We start from the raw sequence: 14,869 nt of genomic DNA on the forward strand, positions 1-14,869 counted from the left end.
CAGCGTTACCTGGATCGTTCTTGCGAGGGTAGGGATCGGGCGCGGCGAAAGGCCTGCACTGATATCTGCTTCGCGCCGCCAGCAACTGAGTCATCTATGTACGATCGCTACTCTGGAAAATCTCAGGATTCGTTCGAGAGCGCTGGTTGTTGTGGTTGATCAGGCCACAGTTCAATGCAGTTGAATCAATGCTAGGAGCAGGATTTTGACGATTATTGATACTGAATTCTTCAGTGATGAAGAAGACAGTGATCTGCGGAAAACGAACTCGAATACGCCTGCGTGATACGAGAAACCACACCGCTGTACAGTTCAAAATGCTCCGTCAGCACCGCTTAATGGATGTGCCCTCGATCAACCTCACGCATACCTTCTCAAAGAGACTTCGCATTGCACACGGATGAAAAGCGTCACCCTAGAGAAAGATTCACCAAGCAACTCGGCCGTATTTGTAGAGCTTTGGATGAAGCGTCGGTTCGTGACATGTCCTACGAAACGTATGGCACCACTGCAACGTGTCATCTGGTGGTAAACCAGCTATGGGCGGTGGGCTCCTACGCTCGGGGGCACTAACGTGTGGCGATCTTGATCTCGTGGTCAGCTTTACCTCTTCGGGGGCTGGCCTGCCGATGCCAAACGTTTTATTCAGGGCGTTTTCGGCGCCACACCCAGTGTCAGGTTTTACAGCGGCACGCCTGACATGAACATGTCGGGCGCTGTGTTCCCCGATGCAGTACTGATATGGTCGGCGCAGGATCCGGACTGGCAAACCCGCATTGACTCAATCGAGCCAAACAAAGCGGCTAGAAGAGCCTCTAGGGACACCGACTCCATTCCGCTGCGGGCTGAGCAGATGAGAGTCCCGGAGTGCACTCTCGTCGATATTGCACGTTGGCAGCGCGATGGCATTTTTGAATGGGACTTCTTCCCTTTGACTGACGCGCTTGTAAGTGACATCCCCACCAAGGAAATCGGGAGCAAAGAAACGCGGCTTTTTTCAATATGTACAGTTGGTAATTTTTACATTGACGTGGAGATGAGGCGTGCGAGATTTTTTAACGCGAAACAAAATATTTTTTGAGATTTTTGCTTCTTGTCTATTAGGAATTATGGCTGTCTCAGTTTCGATTAACGCCAATAAAATAGCTCAAGCTCAGTTGGTGCTGGCTAGAGAAGCACAGAAAATTGCTGCAATCCCATATGTCCCTCATATGCGGGTGAGGATAAAAAATTTGCACTCGCGAGATCCTTTGCAGAAACCAGAGCTTGTTGTGATTAACGATGGTGATAGTGCTCGTGAGTTCTCTTCGTCCACCATAGCTTTCTTGCAAATACAAGAGATGCGAAGAATATCGCTACAGAATGCTGAGTCAGAAAACAAACATTTGAATAAGGCGTCCATAGCCTTAGAAGATTATCTGCCGGATTATATTTATACAGCCGAAAAAGATAAGGGGGAAATGTTTTCTCAGCTTATCGAAAAATCTGAGCTTATGCCCTGGAGGATGGAAGAATTTTACGATGCCCTTAGCGCTGGCGATAAATCTTTCTCTTTAGGTGTTGATATGTATTTAGTTGTTAAGTATAAGGATCAGTTTGAGAATTTACATTCGGATTATTATGGATTTAATTTCCTTGGAGAGGGCGTGTTGATGGATCCGGAGAGAGGTAGGTTATTATTTTTAGAGTATGAAACCGCTCGAAGAGCACATCAAATAGTTAATTTCTTCAACTCCACACCTGCTGATGTCGTGACGTTTTGGGCTAGATTTGCAAGGTAAGAACTCATAACACATGAAACGTTGGCCTAAGCGTTGTGCTTTTCAAGCACAACCTTAAGCTTGAGCGACCACACGCACTCTGATGAGATTACTGTCGTTACGATCGGTAGTCTACCCTCTGAACGAATCAACCTTCTCTCAGTAAATGCTTAGTATTGAATTTGACCGTGCTCTGAGATGGCAATTCATCTAATCCCGTCTGCGTTGTGCCCAAGTGAGACAGTTTCCAACCGATAGTTGGGGCGGCTTTGCATTCATACTGACGCACCAAAGGGAGCGCTATCTAAAACCTGAACAGGATTAATCGCTTAGCAGCGTCGTATCTTCATTCGGCACAATGGCCTCAAACGAACATACGCTTAGCTATGCGCGATATGCCGAAACGCTCCACAGCGCGCGCACCGTTCCTGATCCTCCATCTATTTCTGCCAGTACCTCTGCACTGTCGATTTAGCCAACCCTAACTCCCGCGCAACGGCGGCCTGGCTCATACCTTGCGACTTGAGTTTCAGGACGGCTGTAGCATTTTCTGTGTTCGCCGGCTTTCCGCGAGATCTTCTTGAAAGGTTCTTACCGTCGAACTGCTTTTCGATGCCGGTAAGGCCTCCGCTCATCTCAAATCGGTCGAGCTGACGAGTAGCTTCCTCAAGTACATCACGTGGCGGATTCCCGCTCTGCATCGCGATGCAAATCGCCAACAGAGTGACAGGGTCGAAATCGAGGGCGCCGGCAAGCTTAATGAGCTTGTCGAGGGTAATGTTGGTTTTGCCTTGCTCAAGCAGGCTGATGTTGGCTTGTCCGCTGGCTTCAGCTAGATCTTCGTAGCCCAGGCCTTTCAAGCGACGAATAACCCTGAGCGCTGCAGCAATCTCGATCTTGAGCGACATGTCTGTCCAAAACTGAGGATAGGGCCACAGCGGTTGCGTACCGATAAATATCAATTAATAGCAATAATGGGTTGTTTGGGTTTATGATTCGGTCGCCCTATGAGCTTCTGGGATTGTGCGGTTGCGACCCGTAGCTCAATCAATATAGGCGTTAATCGAATCGAGCAAGGTTATGAGAATCCAGATTTGGTCGGATTTGCACAATGAGTTTTCACCGTTCAGCCCACCGGCGATTTCAGCAGACCTGGTCATCCTGGCTGGAGATATCGATGTGCAGGGACGAGGTGCGAAATGGGCAAACGAAACGTTTTCCGTGCCCGTGATTTACGTCTGCGGCAACCACGAATTCTACAAAGGGCACATCGACCGCACACTCGTAAAAATGCGCGAGGCCGCAGCTCCGCACGTCCATATCCTGGAAAATGAGAGCTTTGTTTGGCAGCAAACCCGTTTCCTCGGCACAACCGCCTGGACTGACTTCAGCTCCACTGGTGATGTCGTGGCGGGCAGTAGCATGGCTTGGCAATGGATGAACGATTTTCGTGTAATCCGTGCCGAGGCGAGCTACCGCCGACTACGCCCGGACGACCTCATCGAAAGAAATCACGTGGCTCGGGCGTGGCTAGCTCAGGAGCTGGAAAAGCCGTTTGAGGGGAAGACTGTAGTCATCACTCACCACGCGCCGGTACCGATTGTCGCTGGAGAAAAACATGACGATCACCTGCTCGCAGCTTATTCAAATAGCTGGCCTGAGCTGATTGGAAAAGCGGACGCCTGGATTTTTGGGCACACGCATCGAGCAGTCGATGTTGAGCTCGCGGGGTGTCGCGTTGTTTCAAATCCTCGCGGTTATCCAAACGAGCACACCGGGTTTCGTGCTGATTTCGTGGTTGAGGTCTGATCATGTTGCCAACGGCTGACGGGCAGTCTTCAGGCTACGCCTCGTATCGGATAAAGACATTCGGAGCGGGCTTGGAGGACTTTCGATTTTCCAAATATCCACGAGTGATTTTGAAAGCAAAAGAAGCGATCCCGGATCCAGCAATCGTAGGCTTCTTGGTGTGCGCCCTAGAGCGACCACCTGTCATGACCGGTTTGATTTTTTGCGACCATCGGCACCGCTTTCCTGAGGGGCTGCCAGCGCACACACCACCTGTCGAGCGATGGTTTGAATACAACGGCTACTCGGTCGTCCAAACGCGTGGCGGAGGGTTATACGTGATCGCTCACTGGCTTTACGAAAACGGCGCGGTCGGCCCGTTTTTTTCGGTGCAATGATGGTGCTCAAAAGGGAAGGTTTGAACAGCAACGTATTTCTGGAGACGGAAATTCTAGCCATGCCCAATGCAGTCATCGAGGCAATGAACATCGATTTAGGACGGCTGGTGACGGCTTATTTATGCAACGTCATATTGGAGGGGCGGGTCGCATTCGGCAATGTTTTCGCCGATCGATTCAGACGCTTCAATCATGGCAACGGAATTCATACCTCAAACATTTTGAGTAAGCCAGTGGTGAAGGGTTACGTGCTCTTGGAGACGCTCAATAGTGTTTACGTCGTATGCACTTGGGCAGGTGACGGATTTGGGCCTCGGTTTTCGGGCCGGGTGCACTGATAACCAAAGACAGGGAGTGAGTAAGTCATGTTTTGGGAACCAAGGCCTATTAGTGACGACATGGCGGTCACAGCGTTGAAAGTCCTCAAAACACTTTCGTTCCGCTATGGCCGGGTGTCGATTGAGCCTGAAGAGGTTTTGTGTCAGCCAGGCTATGTAGAAGCCCGTCGTCACGCGACCAACCTCGTCAGGAATCCAACATGCAGTGGACGCACTTTTGTGAGTACGCCTTCCTGGCTTTTGACGGACTGCGAAGCGTTGGCCGTCCGCATCGCCAGCAGCCTTAGGCAGTCACGGGCGTCAGGAATGTCCTGCTTGCAGGCCCTTGCAGAGATCGAGGCATTTATCTGCGTGAGAAACTTATGAGTGAGATTTTGACGGCTGTCACAGAGCTGCTTTATGGCCCCGGGGAAGCGATCCGTGGCTTCGACGGCAATGAAGCGCAGGCTGAAGCAGAAGCTATTTTGAATTTCAATGGCAAAGCCTATTGCGTAGTCAAGCAGTGGATCCTCGTCGAGATTGACGTCGACGATAACTATCGACGCGAGCTTGCCAACGCGGGATTTTCTCCCTGCGTGCTTTATGCATCCGACGTGAGAGTGCATAGCGCAGGGAAGCGTCAGGCAGGCGACTGGGTTCGAAGTACCTTTCAGCGTGCTTTCCGGCTCGGCTATCTGTTTGAGACCAAAAATACGACGTATCTGCTGGCGGGTAATGGTCAGCGGAAGAGGGCGAGCGCCAAGACGATATTGTCAATTATTGAGTGAGTGTTAAGCGTGGGTGGGATACAAATAACGCCGAGCAAGGTGGACGATTCGGATACCGATTTAGTAGGAGACTTGCTGTGGTCTCCGGCTCATATGGCATTTGGCTCGGGCCTAGACGACGAACAGCTACTACAGGCGGCGTCGGAGATGTTCGCAGGGCAGCAGGTCTGCATTGTCCGTCATTGGATGATTATTCAGGTCGGGCTCGATCTGGATGCCAAGCGGCTGCTCAAAAGTCGCGGACTAAAGCCAGTGGTTATGTACGCAAATACTGTAGTCGGCGCGCCCACCGGGAACGAATTTGGTGTGTTGTCTGGGTATCAGCGGTGCTTTGAGGATTGCTTCTTTCAAAGCGACGAGATGCTCTTTGTTCTCGCGGGTCGAGGATCATGCAAAGAGGCAGACGAACAGGCCGTTAGGGCGTTGGCGCGGCGATGTGGCATTGATCCCGGAGAAAGCTTTGACCGACGATGATCTGTTGCCGTTGCTCCGTACGCGTTATCCAGCGCTGCTCGACGATCCTGCGCTGAGAGAGATTGCGTGCCTGCCGGGTTGGCTCGACTTGCTGAATGAGCTTTGCAAAACGTTAGCATTGTATCTGCGGGAACACCCAGAGATCGAGCCACTAAAGGTGGTACGCATCAAAGAGAAATGGGGAGGGCTTCGGTTTCATTACAACGGCGGCGACGATCTTTGTCGACGAACTGTGGATGCTGCGCAGAATTCGTCACTAACTATTTGCGAAATCTGTGGCGCGGCAGGATTGCTTGGTGGACTCCGTTATTTGACCGTCCGCTGTTCTCTGCATGCCGAGTTGCCGCCGGATGAAGATCCAGAGGGGGAGAGCGGTTATACCTTCATCCAAGAGTGACCAGACTCGCGTTCGTTGCTACCCCCATCACTGTGCAAATTGTAGCAACTGAAGACGGTTAGGTTTTCGCAGCATGATGATGAGCAAGAAAGCTTGCTTCTGTTCGTTGGCGTCGAGGCACTTACCGTCTGCAGCAGAGCACCCTGGCTGACCAGACAAAGATCAAGACACGAGAACGTAAGCGTAAGGAAGAAGATGCAGTTGAGGACGATGAGCCATTTTGATTCCCATCGGAAAATGCCCTGGGTCATTTTTCAATCGGCAGGGTGGATCAGTTTCAATCAGCGCCAACATAGCTGCGACCAAGGGGACGCCCCAAGGTGCGTGACATCGCCGCTCCTGGCGAATATCTATCTTCACTACTTGCTGGATCTATGGGCAAGGCAGTGGCGCGAGCGCCACGCCCGTGGCGATGTGATTGTCGTGCGCTACGCGGATGACAGTGTGGTGGGGTTCAGGACGAAAGTGCAGGCTCAGCAGTTTCTGGTGCAGTTGCAGGAACGGTTGGCCAGGTTCGGCCTATCGCTCAACGCCTCGAAAACACGACTGATCGAGTTTGGTCGTTTTGCTGTGACGAATCGCAGGAAACGAGGTTTGAGAAAACCGGAGACTTTTGATTTCCTGGGTTTCACCCACTGTTGTAGTGTCAGCCGACGCGGTGACTTCCAAGTACTGCGACTGACCGTCAAAAAGCGTATGCGTGCGACGCTTCTTGCTATCCGCGAGGAGTTGAGTCGCCGGCGCCATGACCTTGTCCGGGTTCAAGGGCAATGGCTCAAACGTGTGGTGAGCGGTTCCTTCAATTACCACGCGGTACCGGGGAACCTGATACGTCTTGGCGGTTTTCGTTTGGCGGTGTGCCGTCTCTGGCGGCAAGCCCTTAAGCGTCGCAGCCAGCGTAATCGGCTTCAATGGTCACGTTACGGACGCCTTGCCGATCTCTATATCCCGAGACCTAGAAATGCACATCCTTACCCTGAGTATCGCTTTGCGTCACATACCCGAGGCAGGAGCCGTATGCGGTAGTTCCGCACGTACGTATCTGTGCGGGGGGCGGCAGGTAACTGCCGTCCCTACCGCGACCACTCAACTCTTGCGATGGGATACCCTTCCGAGATGACCAAGGCTGTGGCCTCAGAAGTAACAGAGGTTTTTCCAATCGATCTTAAAGCTCAAATGTAGTGGGAGGGCTAGGTATTCTAGCGAAACTTGATGCTAGGGACGAAGGGCAGAAATCGGCCAATCTCAAAAGGTCATACCGCCAGCGACATCAAGCGTGGTAGCCGTTACCCAGCCTGCATCTTCCGATACGGCATACGCTACCGCCGCTGCAATGTCCTCAGGCTTGCCTACGCGGCCCAGCGGGGTTTTGGCGATGAAAAATTCATCCATGCCTCGTGCAGACTCCGCGTTTCCTTCTGTATGAACAAACCCCGGTGCGATGCCCATAACACGAATGCCCCGAGGGCCTAGCTCCATGCCCAGGGAGCGGGTCAGCGTGTTCACCGCTCCTTTTGTTGCGCAATACACGTGCACCTGCGGATAAGGACTGTGGGCCAGGCCAGAACTGATATTAACGATGACTGAGCCGGCATTCATTACCCGAGCAGCTGCTTGTGTCGTGAGCAACAGCCCGCGTACGTTCAGGTTGAAATGCTCGTCGAAACTGTCAGCACTCAACTCGTCGAGTGAGTCAGGTTTATATACGCCAGCGTTATTCACCAGAATATCCAGCCTGCCAAACGCTTGAACAGCCGAGTCGATCAAAGGCCCGATATCTGCGGGACGAGAGATGTCAGCCTTGAACGCGATGGCTTCACCGCCTGCGTCGACAATACGCTCTACCACGCGATTGGCGTCTTCCACGCTTCGTGAATAGTTGATGATGACTTTTGCACCATTCGCCGCCAGCCGCTCGGCAATACCTGCACCGATGCCTTTTGAAGACCCTGTCACGATGGCAACTTTCCCTTCTAACTTACCCATACATGGCGCTCCTGTGAATGTAGGCACCATGGTAGGCTCGATCACTCCCTTTATTAATAGGCGCAATCGGCATGCAATATGAAGCTTTGCTTCACAATAATGCTATTCGGCCAGACCTCTTGTCCGGCATCGCCGCCTTTGCCCAGGTCGCAAAATACGGAAGCTTTACCAAAGCGGCTGTAGTGATGGGTATCTCGCCCTCGGCTCTTTCACAAACCCTGCGGACACTAGAGAGCCGGCTGGGCGTGCGACTGCTCGAACGCTCCACGAGAAAAGTAGGCCTGACCGAGCTTGGTCAACGTTTTTTGGGGTGCGCGCAACCGGGGCTTGCGACCCTTGCATCAGCCATCGAAGACGTAAACGAACTACGAGATAAACCTACCGGCCTTTTGCGACTCAATGTGTCCCGCACTGCTGCGGACATTGTCCTGACGCCTCACTTGGCGGCGTTCATGGACGCCTATCCTGACATCACCCTGGATATCCATTGCGACAACGCACTGCTGGATCTGGTGGCAGGTGGCTTTGATGCCGGCATTAGGGTCGGCGAAAACCTTGCGCAGGACGTAGTCGCGTTACCCATGGGAGGCAGTCATCGTATAGCTACCTTCGCAGCACCGAGTTACCTGCGAGATCGCGATCTCGTGCGCACGCCTGAGGATCTGCGCCTGCATCGATGCTTAAATATCCGTTTGGCTGGCGGCGTTTACCGATGGGAATACAGTCAGGATGGCCGTTTAATCGAAATCCAACCTCCCAGCCCACTGATTAGCAATGATGCAGACACCTTGATGCAGGCAATCCGCGCCGGAGCCGGCATCGGTTGTGCGTTTGAAGCCCAGGTACGAGCTGAGATCGCTAGCGGGCAACTGATAGCGCTGCTTGAGCCCTGGTGGCCCAGCGTCTCGCCGTTCCATCTGTACTATCCAAGCCGAATGCATATCCCACGCAAACTAAGCGCTTTCATTGATTTTATGAGAGCAAGGTTGACCATTCAGCGGCAGCTGCCCGCCTAGGCTGGTAACCGCTTTCCCGGTGAAAAGATACGAAATACAGCGTACCTGCCGCGCAGAGTCGACATGATCTGTTTGCATCATTGGTAACTCGGTCGCATACCGACGCCGTCGTGCACTAGGACTTTCATGCGGTTGGCCCGGCGGTTGGCAAAGAGGTAAGCGCAATGCGGCTGCGCCGCACCGAACACCGCGACTACTCTGGCCAACGCAGTCTCGGTGCCGGCACGCATGTCCAAGGGTTCGGTGGCGAGCCAGATGGCATCAACGCGAATCGTTGGAAAAGACAGCGTACGAAACGAGCGCAGCCTTGTGGATCAGAGATCGGCCAGCTCACCAGATACTGAAAACAGATCACCACCGTAGCATGACTTCACTGAACTCTTACGATGGAATACCCTTCCGAGATGACAAAAGCTGTGGTCTCAGAAGCAACCGGGTTTTTCCAATCGATCTTAAGGCTCAAGTGCCCGAACAGACGGGCTAGCGACACCAACAAACCAGAGAGGCGCACTTGGACTACCTAGCAGCACTGACCGCTTTCGTAGAGTCTGCCAATGGGAATAGCTTCTCCAAAGCAGCAGAGCGTTTGGGGATCAAAGCTTCTACGGTTTCGCGTTACATCAAAGACTTGGAGCAAGATCTCGGCATTGCACTTTTCAATCGATCAACACGAAAACTCGCGTTGACGGAGGGTGGGCAGACGTTCTTGTACCATGCCCAAAAAGTCCTCTTTGAATTGTCAGAAGCCAGGGCGGCAACGTCCGCCCTCAATCAAAATCCCAGAGGGAGGTTGAAGGTTAGTCTTCCTCCTGCTTTCGCACGTCATCATATACTCCCTCTAGTAGGCGAGTTTATCGAGCGCTATCCGGACATCACACTGGATCTCAGTCTTGAGGAGTCACAAGTCGATCTGATCGCCACTGGAATCGATCTTGCGATTCGAATTGGCAGGTTGGCCAACTCCAATCTCAAGGCGAGAAAGCTGGCTGAGGTAAAGACTTTCCTATGTGTAAGTCCAGAGTTTGCCACTCGTTATCCTCAACCGGATTGCCCTGATCAACTGCCCGTCGACCTGATGATCATCGGGCGTGAATACCCCGAGGGGTTGATATGGGCCAACGACAACGAGCAGGTTTCGCTGCCCGTTGGTGCTTTACTTTGGATAAATGACCTTGACGCTCAGCTAATTGCGGTGAGTAGTGGGTTGGGCATGGCATTGCTCCCAGATTGGCTTGCTAGCGCCAGTTTGCGCGATGGTCGACTGGTGCGCTGGCTGTCTGGTTGGGAGGTCAAAGGCTCACAGGAATCTGGCGCCGTCTGGTTTGTATATCCCCCGAAGCGAATCGTTTCTTCGAAGGTGCGATGCTTCATCGATTTCATTGCTGACCGTGTGGTTGACCCGCCTCTGTGGCAGTGATGGTTCCCGGTATGAGCTAGCCATACCGGGAGTCCATTTAGCTGAACCGAATATCCAGTGATCGCAGATATGTCTGTAGACCTGCATCCTGAATCGGGATCAGAAATGCTTCGCGATCCGACTCGTTGAAGTGGGCATGCCAATAGCCAGGTGGTGTGACGAACGCCAGCCCTGGTGTCCAATCTACGCGTTTTGGATTGCGAATCTGGCCATTTTCGTCCAGTTCAGTACCGACAAGCGAATAGCACCCGGTTGGGCAGTCAATGATGAAATCCAGGGCGATGGATTGGTGCCGGTGGGGTTTTTGGATCGAGCCGGCTGGAAGGATCCCGTACATAGCCCACAGCACATGGGTCACTGTACGTGTCTGAGGGAAGTTACTGTTACCCAGCAGAATGCTGATACGGCTGCGATCCTGTGCACGCGGATCATCAGCGGCTTCACGAAGCTTTGCCGATGCGACATCCGCAGGGTACAGAGTCGGGGTAAAGCGGTCTTCACTTCTGCACACGCCTAAGTAGCGCAGAAGAGGCTCATCATGTACCCAGTAGAGTCGCGCGTCCGCCGACGCCTTGAGGATTGTGCTTTTCATCCCTGGCAGGGCAATAAAACAACCTTTCGTCCATTCAAATGCCTCTTCGCCGTACGCAAGGCTGCCGCTGCCATCGATCACATACAGAACCTGAGAGGTCGCGTTAGGCGCTAATGTGACGTCATCACCGGCGTTTAGTCGAATAAAACTAGCGCAAAGACCTGGGCCGGTTGCCGGGCCTTCACACTGTAGTTTTTCGCTCAAATCGAGAGCAACTGTTCGAGACGGGCCCGAATCATAGAGCGAGGCAGGAAAGCTCTGGTACGGGATGCGGGTGATCAAGTTTGCGCTGATCGGGTTTGCCGCTTTGCTGTACTCGAAGTACTCGGCATCGATCTCATGTGGAGATACTTCCAGGTTTGAATGCGGTTGAATTGCACTGTTCATAATGAAGTCTCGTTTTGGGGTCTCATCATCAGCACGCTGCGGGAGCCAGCACGCCACGGTGGATTCAATATACGAGTCCGGTACGGCGCTATGAATAACCGCACCAGCACATCACTTGTGTGTAAAGGGGTGTTGATTCCCTCCCGATCTTGGCTTTTAAAGGTTGGGGTGAGTGTGATGCGGAAGTAGCTGCTCAATCTCACTCGCGCGCCGCGTCGGCTGTGCGTGGCCTTGGGACGTTGCAAAACAACGAGGTCGCGGACGAGCTCATGAACATCTGCCAACGATTTATGCCTTCTGAGAAGTTCCGCAGCCGTCTCAATGAGGACATGTATAGCAATGCGGGTACCCTCCGCATCCTGCTGTCGGTGGAAGAGCAGTGCAGAAAAGCGCCTTATGCCATTGAAGATTTGGCGAGCCTTGTTCGTGATGGTATTACCATCGAGCACATCATTCCGCAGTCGCCTTCATTTGGAATCAAGGCTTATGGATTCCACAGTGAAGTGTCTTATGAAGAGAACGTTCATCGCATCGGGAACCTGCTTCTGCTTGAGACAAGGGTAAATAGTGCCTGCAGCAACAACTCGGTCGAGACCAAAATTTCGACCCACAAGCTTTACGGCAAATCAGGATTCCAATCGGTACTCGCTTTGGCAGCCGAGCATGCAGGAAAAACACCTGCGTATAGCCGAACTGCGATCTTGGATCGGAGTGCGGGGATCGCAAATTTCGCAGTGGATCATTGGCCGCTTACTGGCTCAATCAATGAGTAAGTGATGCTCGGATCACTGCTGTCCTCTTGTTGAGATCCAGTGGGGAGGGAATATTTGCCAGCGTCGCTGAAGAAGATTGGTGCTCCTTCTGGAGGGCACCGATTGTCCGTTATGCCCATGGTTGACTCAATGGATTGGGCGCTAGTGAACGCTTACCGGACGGGGCCCGGCAGGGACTTACTGCGCTGCTGACGATCTGCATACTTTAATCAAAAGCCATGCAACGAATTCTGGCTGCCATTTCTGTGCTGGCAGCCGTGCGTATCCAATTGGAGCTCATGCCTCCAGCGCGATAAAGTTGAGGATGAAACCTTTCTATTCACCTGTGAGTCATTGGGGGAAGGCTTTAAGGCGCATGCAGACTCACATCGTGACCTTGATCTCGTCGCCGCAATTGATCCGGCCTCCGCGAGCAACCTTGACGTAGATGCCCATATCGCAGTGTCCGTAGAGATTACGTAACGATTTAGGAATGGTTTGGTCACGCTCGGCCGTTTTCGGATTTACGTTCGTGGCCGCGCACCTGGTATTTCGCCGATCCACGACCAGGCGGGTCTGACCTAGGTCAATCGAATGCCCGATCCAATCAAACTCAGCCCATGGCTCGGCATCGTCAATGTATAGATTGGCGCGAAAGCGCATGGGATCGATCTCACATCCCAAGTCATGGCTAAGAGCTCTTACACTCGCCAGATTGATCACCGAGATAACTGCGTCAGGCTTATCCATAAAATGTAACTCCGAACCAGGCATAGCGCTGACCAGGGAGATCGGCTGCGCTGTATTCTTTGGCGCTAGCATACGGGTGATCAGGGTCTCAAACTCTTGTCGGCCTTGGGGATCATTCAGTGAAACGTCGAGCACTAACTGCCCCTGATGCTGCACCTGTAGCCTCCCACTGGCCACGTCATAGTCAGTGTCGAGGGTGGCCAATACCTCGTCCTGCATAAGCATTACGAAATTGGATTTGTGAGCCCACTGCGGGGCTTGCGGATCGACTTTACTGCCGGGCCGTGTCAACGCGTGCAATCTATCGAATGGAAAGGGTTGATCAGCTGTAAGAACTTCACCATCCAGAGCCTGTGCACTGAACCCTTTGAGTGGGTATCTATAGAGTGACTTAAGTGTTCCCATGGTTTCAAACTCCGTCCGAATCGATATGACTGAAGTAAATAGCAAATAGATAGTTCATCAGGTCTTCTCTGCTCGATGAGATTCGCGCTGCGCGCAGGCGGTGGTTCACGCCGCGGGAGGTTTTGGGTACGCTGAGCCTACTTCCCGGGTGAGGCTGGGATGACTCTTCGCGGACGTACCACTTACAGCAAATCCATGCAGGCGATTGTCGTCATCTCTGAACAGCCAGTGTTCGATATCCAGCTCTCTGAAAACTGACCACTCACCTTTCACGCTTAAACCAGGCCGCAGGACAACAACTGGATGCGTTGGCGTCTTGACTGTAATAGGCATGATCGGAAAGTGGATCTGTGTAAGCGTTCCTGCCAGCGTGGCCGCTATGCTTCTCGCTGCTATCAATGTTGGGCGCACGTAAGGCATCAATCGGCCATCGAGATATTCAGCACAATCTCCCAGCGCAAATATTCCAGGCACGGATGTTTCGCCATAAGCATCTACAAGAATACCTTGCGCAGTAGCGATACCGGCGACTTTGGCAAGTTCTGTCCGCGGCGTGAGTCCAATCGCAGAAATTACTCCGTCTACTTCAAGCTTTAGCCCGTTGGTCAACATCACGGTTAATTGGTTTTGTTTGAGGTTTACTCGATCGACCTTGGTGTTGAGGTGCCAGATGACGCCCGCGCGCTCCAACTCATCTTTGAGTGAGTTGCCGATAGCTTCAGGGGTCAGTTTTGCGAGTGGAGTGGGGTTGGGATCAACCACGAGTGGAACAATCCCTCCTGCCAAAAGGTCGTTCGCAAACTCACATCCTATTAGCCCCCCGCCGATGATCAGTACCCGTCTCGCTCCCTCCAGTTTGGCTCTAAGGCGGCTATAATCAGCGAGATCATTGACCGACAGTATCTGATCAGCCCCATCACCCTGCAATTTCGACGGAATAGGATCCGCTCCCAGGGCAAGCACCAGATCCCCGTAAGAAAACTCGCCTATAGACGTACTGATAGTTCGTGACTGCGGCGCTAGGCTAAGTACCCGCTGATGCGGGATGACGGCAACATTCAAGCGTTTCGACATATCCTGGGCGGATGAGTTTGCGAGCTGACTTGCTGTCTTTTTCTGCGCAAGGGCGGTCGACAGCATAGGTTTTGAATACTGCGCACCATCGTCAGCGGAAATCATCACGATTTCCCGGGTTGCGTCCAACTTTCTGTACTCGCTCGCGACGCTGTAACCGGCGAGCCCTGTGCCTATGATAATGAGCGGTTTCACTTAAACCCCACCTTGCACAAGTTCCATCTCGAAGTCCGCCTTGCCCACTTGGCAATCTGGGCAAATCCAGTCATCTGGGACGTCTTCCCATGCAGTGCCTGGTTCTATGCCGTCTCCTGGCAAACCTAAAAGTTCGTTGTACACAAAACCGCACACTACACACTGCCAAATTTTCATAAATCGCCTTTCGCTGATAACTTTAAATTCCGCAGGTCGGCTTGATGCCCTTGTTCGTCCTTGAGCTTGATGTTTTCTGCCATGGAAATAACCTCCATGGGCGCTCAGAGGCTTGCGAAGAGGTCGCAATTATCAGCGTTCTGCAGCATGCCCTGAACTCTTAACAGCAACTGAACCCTGCCAATCAGCAGTGTTT

At 52.6% G+C, this 14,869-nt stretch carries 19 protein-coding genes and 1 pseudogene; 13 read left to right on the top strand and 7 right to left on the bottom strand.

Annotated elements, in window-relative coordinates; genetic code table 11:
• Nucleotides 1-700: 700 nt before the first annotated feature.
• Both M2401_RS22855 and M2401_RS22860 read left to right on the top strand, forming a co-directional pair.
• Complete coding sequence (locus M2401_RS22855) at nucleotides 701-1,081, top strand: hypothetical protein (RefSeq protein WP_259106115.1); 381 nt, start codon at nucleotides 701-703, stop codon at nucleotides 1,079-1,081.
• Nucleotides 1,044-1,781, top strand: a complete 738-nt coding sequence (locus M2401_RS22860) for a hypothetical protein (protein ID WP_259106116.1) — start codon at nucleotides 1,044-1,046, stop codon at nucleotides 1,779-1,781. Before M2401_RS22855 ends, M2401_RS22860 begins: the two co-directional genes overlap by 38 nt.
• 419 nt (nucleotides 1,782-2,200) lie before the next feature.
• On the opposite strand, the gene M2401_RS22865 is transcribed toward M2401_RS22860, so the two are convergent.
• The gene (locus M2401_RS22865; RefSeq protein WP_259106117.1) at nucleotides 2,201-2,668 is read right to left on the bottom strand and encodes a helix-turn-helix domain-containing protein; all 468 of its coding nucleotides are present in this window, start codon (nucleotides 2,666-2,668) and stop codon (nucleotides 2,201-2,203) included.
• 172 nt (nucleotides 2,669-2,840) lie between these two features.
• On the opposite strand from M2401_RS22865, the gene M2401_RS22870 reads away from it, so the two are divergent.
• The 8 genes and pseudogenes from M2401_RS22870 (at nucleotide 2,841) to M2401_RS22900 (ending at nucleotide 6,948) form a co-directional block, all read left to right on the top strand.
• Nucleotides 2,841-3,569: a metallophosphoesterase gene (locus tag M2401_RS22870; protein ID WP_259106118.1), complete on the top strand. Its 729-nt coding sequence runs from the start codon at nucleotides 2,841-2,843 to the stop codon at nucleotides 3,567-3,569.
• A 2-nt stretch (nucleotides 3,570-3,571) separates the two neighbouring features.
• Nucleotides 3,572-3,946, top strand: coding sequence for a hypothetical protein (locus M2401_RS22875; protein ID WP_259106119.1), 375 nt, complete (start codon nucleotides 3,572-3,574; stop codon nucleotides 3,944-3,946).
• A gap of 59 nt (nucleotides 3,947-4,005) precedes the next feature.
• Nucleotides 4,006-4,284, top strand: a complete 279-nt coding sequence (locus M2401_RS22880) for a hypothetical protein (RefSeq protein WP_259106120.1) — start codon at nucleotides 4,006-4,008, stop codon at nucleotides 4,282-4,284.
• 362 nt (nucleotides 4,285-4,646) lie between these two features.
• The gene (locus tag M2401_RS22885) at nucleotides 4,647-5,051 is read left to right on the top strand and encodes a DUF6957 family protein (RefSeq protein WP_259106121.1); all 405 of its coding nucleotides are present in this window, start codon (nucleotides 4,647-4,649) and stop codon (nucleotides 5,049-5,051) included.
• A gap of 93 nt (nucleotides 5,052-5,144) precedes the next feature.
• Nucleotides 5,145-5,525 carry a DUF6957 family protein gene (locus M2401_RS34695; RefSeq protein ID WP_409033971.1) on the top strand — a complete coding sequence of 127 codons (381 nt, stop codon included), beginning with the start codon at nucleotides 5,145-5,147 and terminating at the stop codon, nucleotides 5,523-5,525.
• A complete protein-coding gene (locus M2401_RS22890) occupies nucleotides 5,512-5,922 on the top strand; it encodes a hypothetical protein (RefSeq protein ID WP_259106122.1) in 411 nt (136 codons plus the stop codon). The genes M2401_RS34695 and M2401_RS22890 overlap by 14 nt, the downstream gene beginning before the upstream one ends.
• Before the next feature lie 119 nt (nucleotides 5,923-6,041).
• Nucleotides 6,042-6,146 (top strand): annotated as a pseudogene (locus M2401_RS22895) (AAA family ATPase); the annotation flags it as partial.
• Complete coding sequence (locus M2401_RS22900) at nucleotides 6,118-6,948, top strand: reverse transcriptase domain-containing protein (RefSeq protein ID WP_259106123.1); 831 nt, start codon at nucleotides 6,118-6,120, stop codon at nucleotides 6,946-6,948. The pseudogene M2401_RS22895 and the gene M2401_RS22900, both read left to right, overlap by 29 nt.
• 219 nt (nucleotides 6,949-7,167) lie before the next feature.
• Here M2401_RS22900 and M2401_RS22905 read toward each other — a convergent pair whose 3' ends face one another.
• A complete protein-coding gene (locus tag M2401_RS22905) occupies nucleotides 7,168-7,908 on the bottom strand; it encodes an SDR family NAD(P)-dependent oxidoreductase (RefSeq protein WP_259106124.1) in 741 nt (246 codons plus the stop codon).
• Nucleotides 7,909-7,979: 71 nt separating this feature from the next.
• Between M2401_RS22905 and M2401_RS22910 the strand changes: the two genes are divergently transcribed.
• On the top strand, nucleotides 7,980-8,924 hold the full coding sequence (locus tag M2401_RS22910; protein ID WP_259106125.1) for a LysR family transcriptional regulator: 945 nt from the start codon (nucleotides 7,980-7,982) through the stop codon (nucleotides 8,922-8,924).
• Between the two features lie 77 nt (nucleotides 8,925-9,001).
• Here M2401_RS22910 and tnpB read toward each other — a convergent pair whose 3' ends face one another.
• Nucleotides 9,002-9,229, bottom strand: coding sequence for an IS66 family insertion sequence element accessory protein TnpB (gene tnpB, locus M2401_RS22915; protein ID WP_310504151.1), 228 nt, complete (start codon nucleotides 9,227-9,229; stop codon nucleotides 9,002-9,004).
• A gap of 206 nt (nucleotides 9,230-9,435) precedes the next feature.
• Between tnpB and M2401_RS22920 the strand changes: the two genes are divergently transcribed.
• Complete coding sequence (locus tag M2401_RS22920) at nucleotides 9,436-10,341, top strand: LysR family transcriptional regulator (RefSeq protein ID WP_259106126.1); 906 nt, start codon at nucleotides 9,436-9,438, stop codon at nucleotides 10,339-10,341.
• Nucleotides 10,342-10,378: 37 nt separating this feature from the next.
• On the opposite strand, the gene M2401_RS22925 is transcribed toward M2401_RS22920, so the two are convergent.
• Nucleotides 10,379-11,320 (bottom strand): cupin, encoded by a 942-nt coding sequence (locus tag M2401_RS22925; protein WP_259106127.1) that lies wholly within the window; start codon nucleotides 11,318-11,320, stop codon nucleotides 10,379-10,381.
• A 269-nt stretch (nucleotides 11,321-11,589) separates the two neighbouring features.
• Here M2401_RS22925 and M2401_RS22930 point away from each other — a divergent pair, with 269 nt between their 5' ends.
• Nucleotides 11,590-12,093, top strand: a complete 504-nt coding sequence (locus M2401_RS22930; protein ID WP_259106128.1) for an HNH endonuclease family protein — start codon at nucleotides 11,590-11,592, stop codon at nucleotides 12,091-12,093.
• Between the two features lie 363 nt (nucleotides 12,094-12,456).
• Here the strand turns inward: M2401_RS22930 and M2401_RS22935 are convergent, their stop codons facing one another.
• The 3 genes from M2401_RS22935 to M2401_RS22945 form a co-directional block, all read right to left on the bottom strand.
• Nucleotides 12,457-13,227 carry an MOSC domain-containing protein gene (locus M2401_RS22935; RefSeq protein ID WP_259106129.1) on the bottom strand — a complete coding sequence of 257 codons (771 nt, stop codon included), beginning with the start codon at nucleotides 13,225-13,227 and terminating at the stop codon, nucleotides 12,457-12,459.
• A 105-nt stretch (nucleotides 13,228-13,332) separates the two neighbouring features.
• Nucleotides 13,333-14,496, bottom strand: coding sequence for an NAD(P)/FAD-dependent oxidoreductase (locus M2401_RS22940; protein WP_259106130.1), 1,164 nt, complete (start codon nucleotides 14,494-14,496; stop codon nucleotides 13,333-13,335).
• Nucleotides 14,497-14,673 (bottom strand): rubredoxin, encoded by a 177-nt coding sequence (locus tag M2401_RS22945; RefSeq protein ID WP_259106131.1) that lies wholly within the window; start codon nucleotides 14,671-14,673, stop codon nucleotides 14,497-14,499.
• Between the last annotated feature and the right edge of the window lie 196 nt (nucleotides 14,674-14,869).

This window comes from Pseudomonas sp. JUb42, assembly GCF_024807945.1.
Taxonomy (GTDB): Bacteria; Pseudomonadota; Gammaproteobacteria; order Pseudomonadales; family Pseudomonadaceae; genus Aquipseudomonas.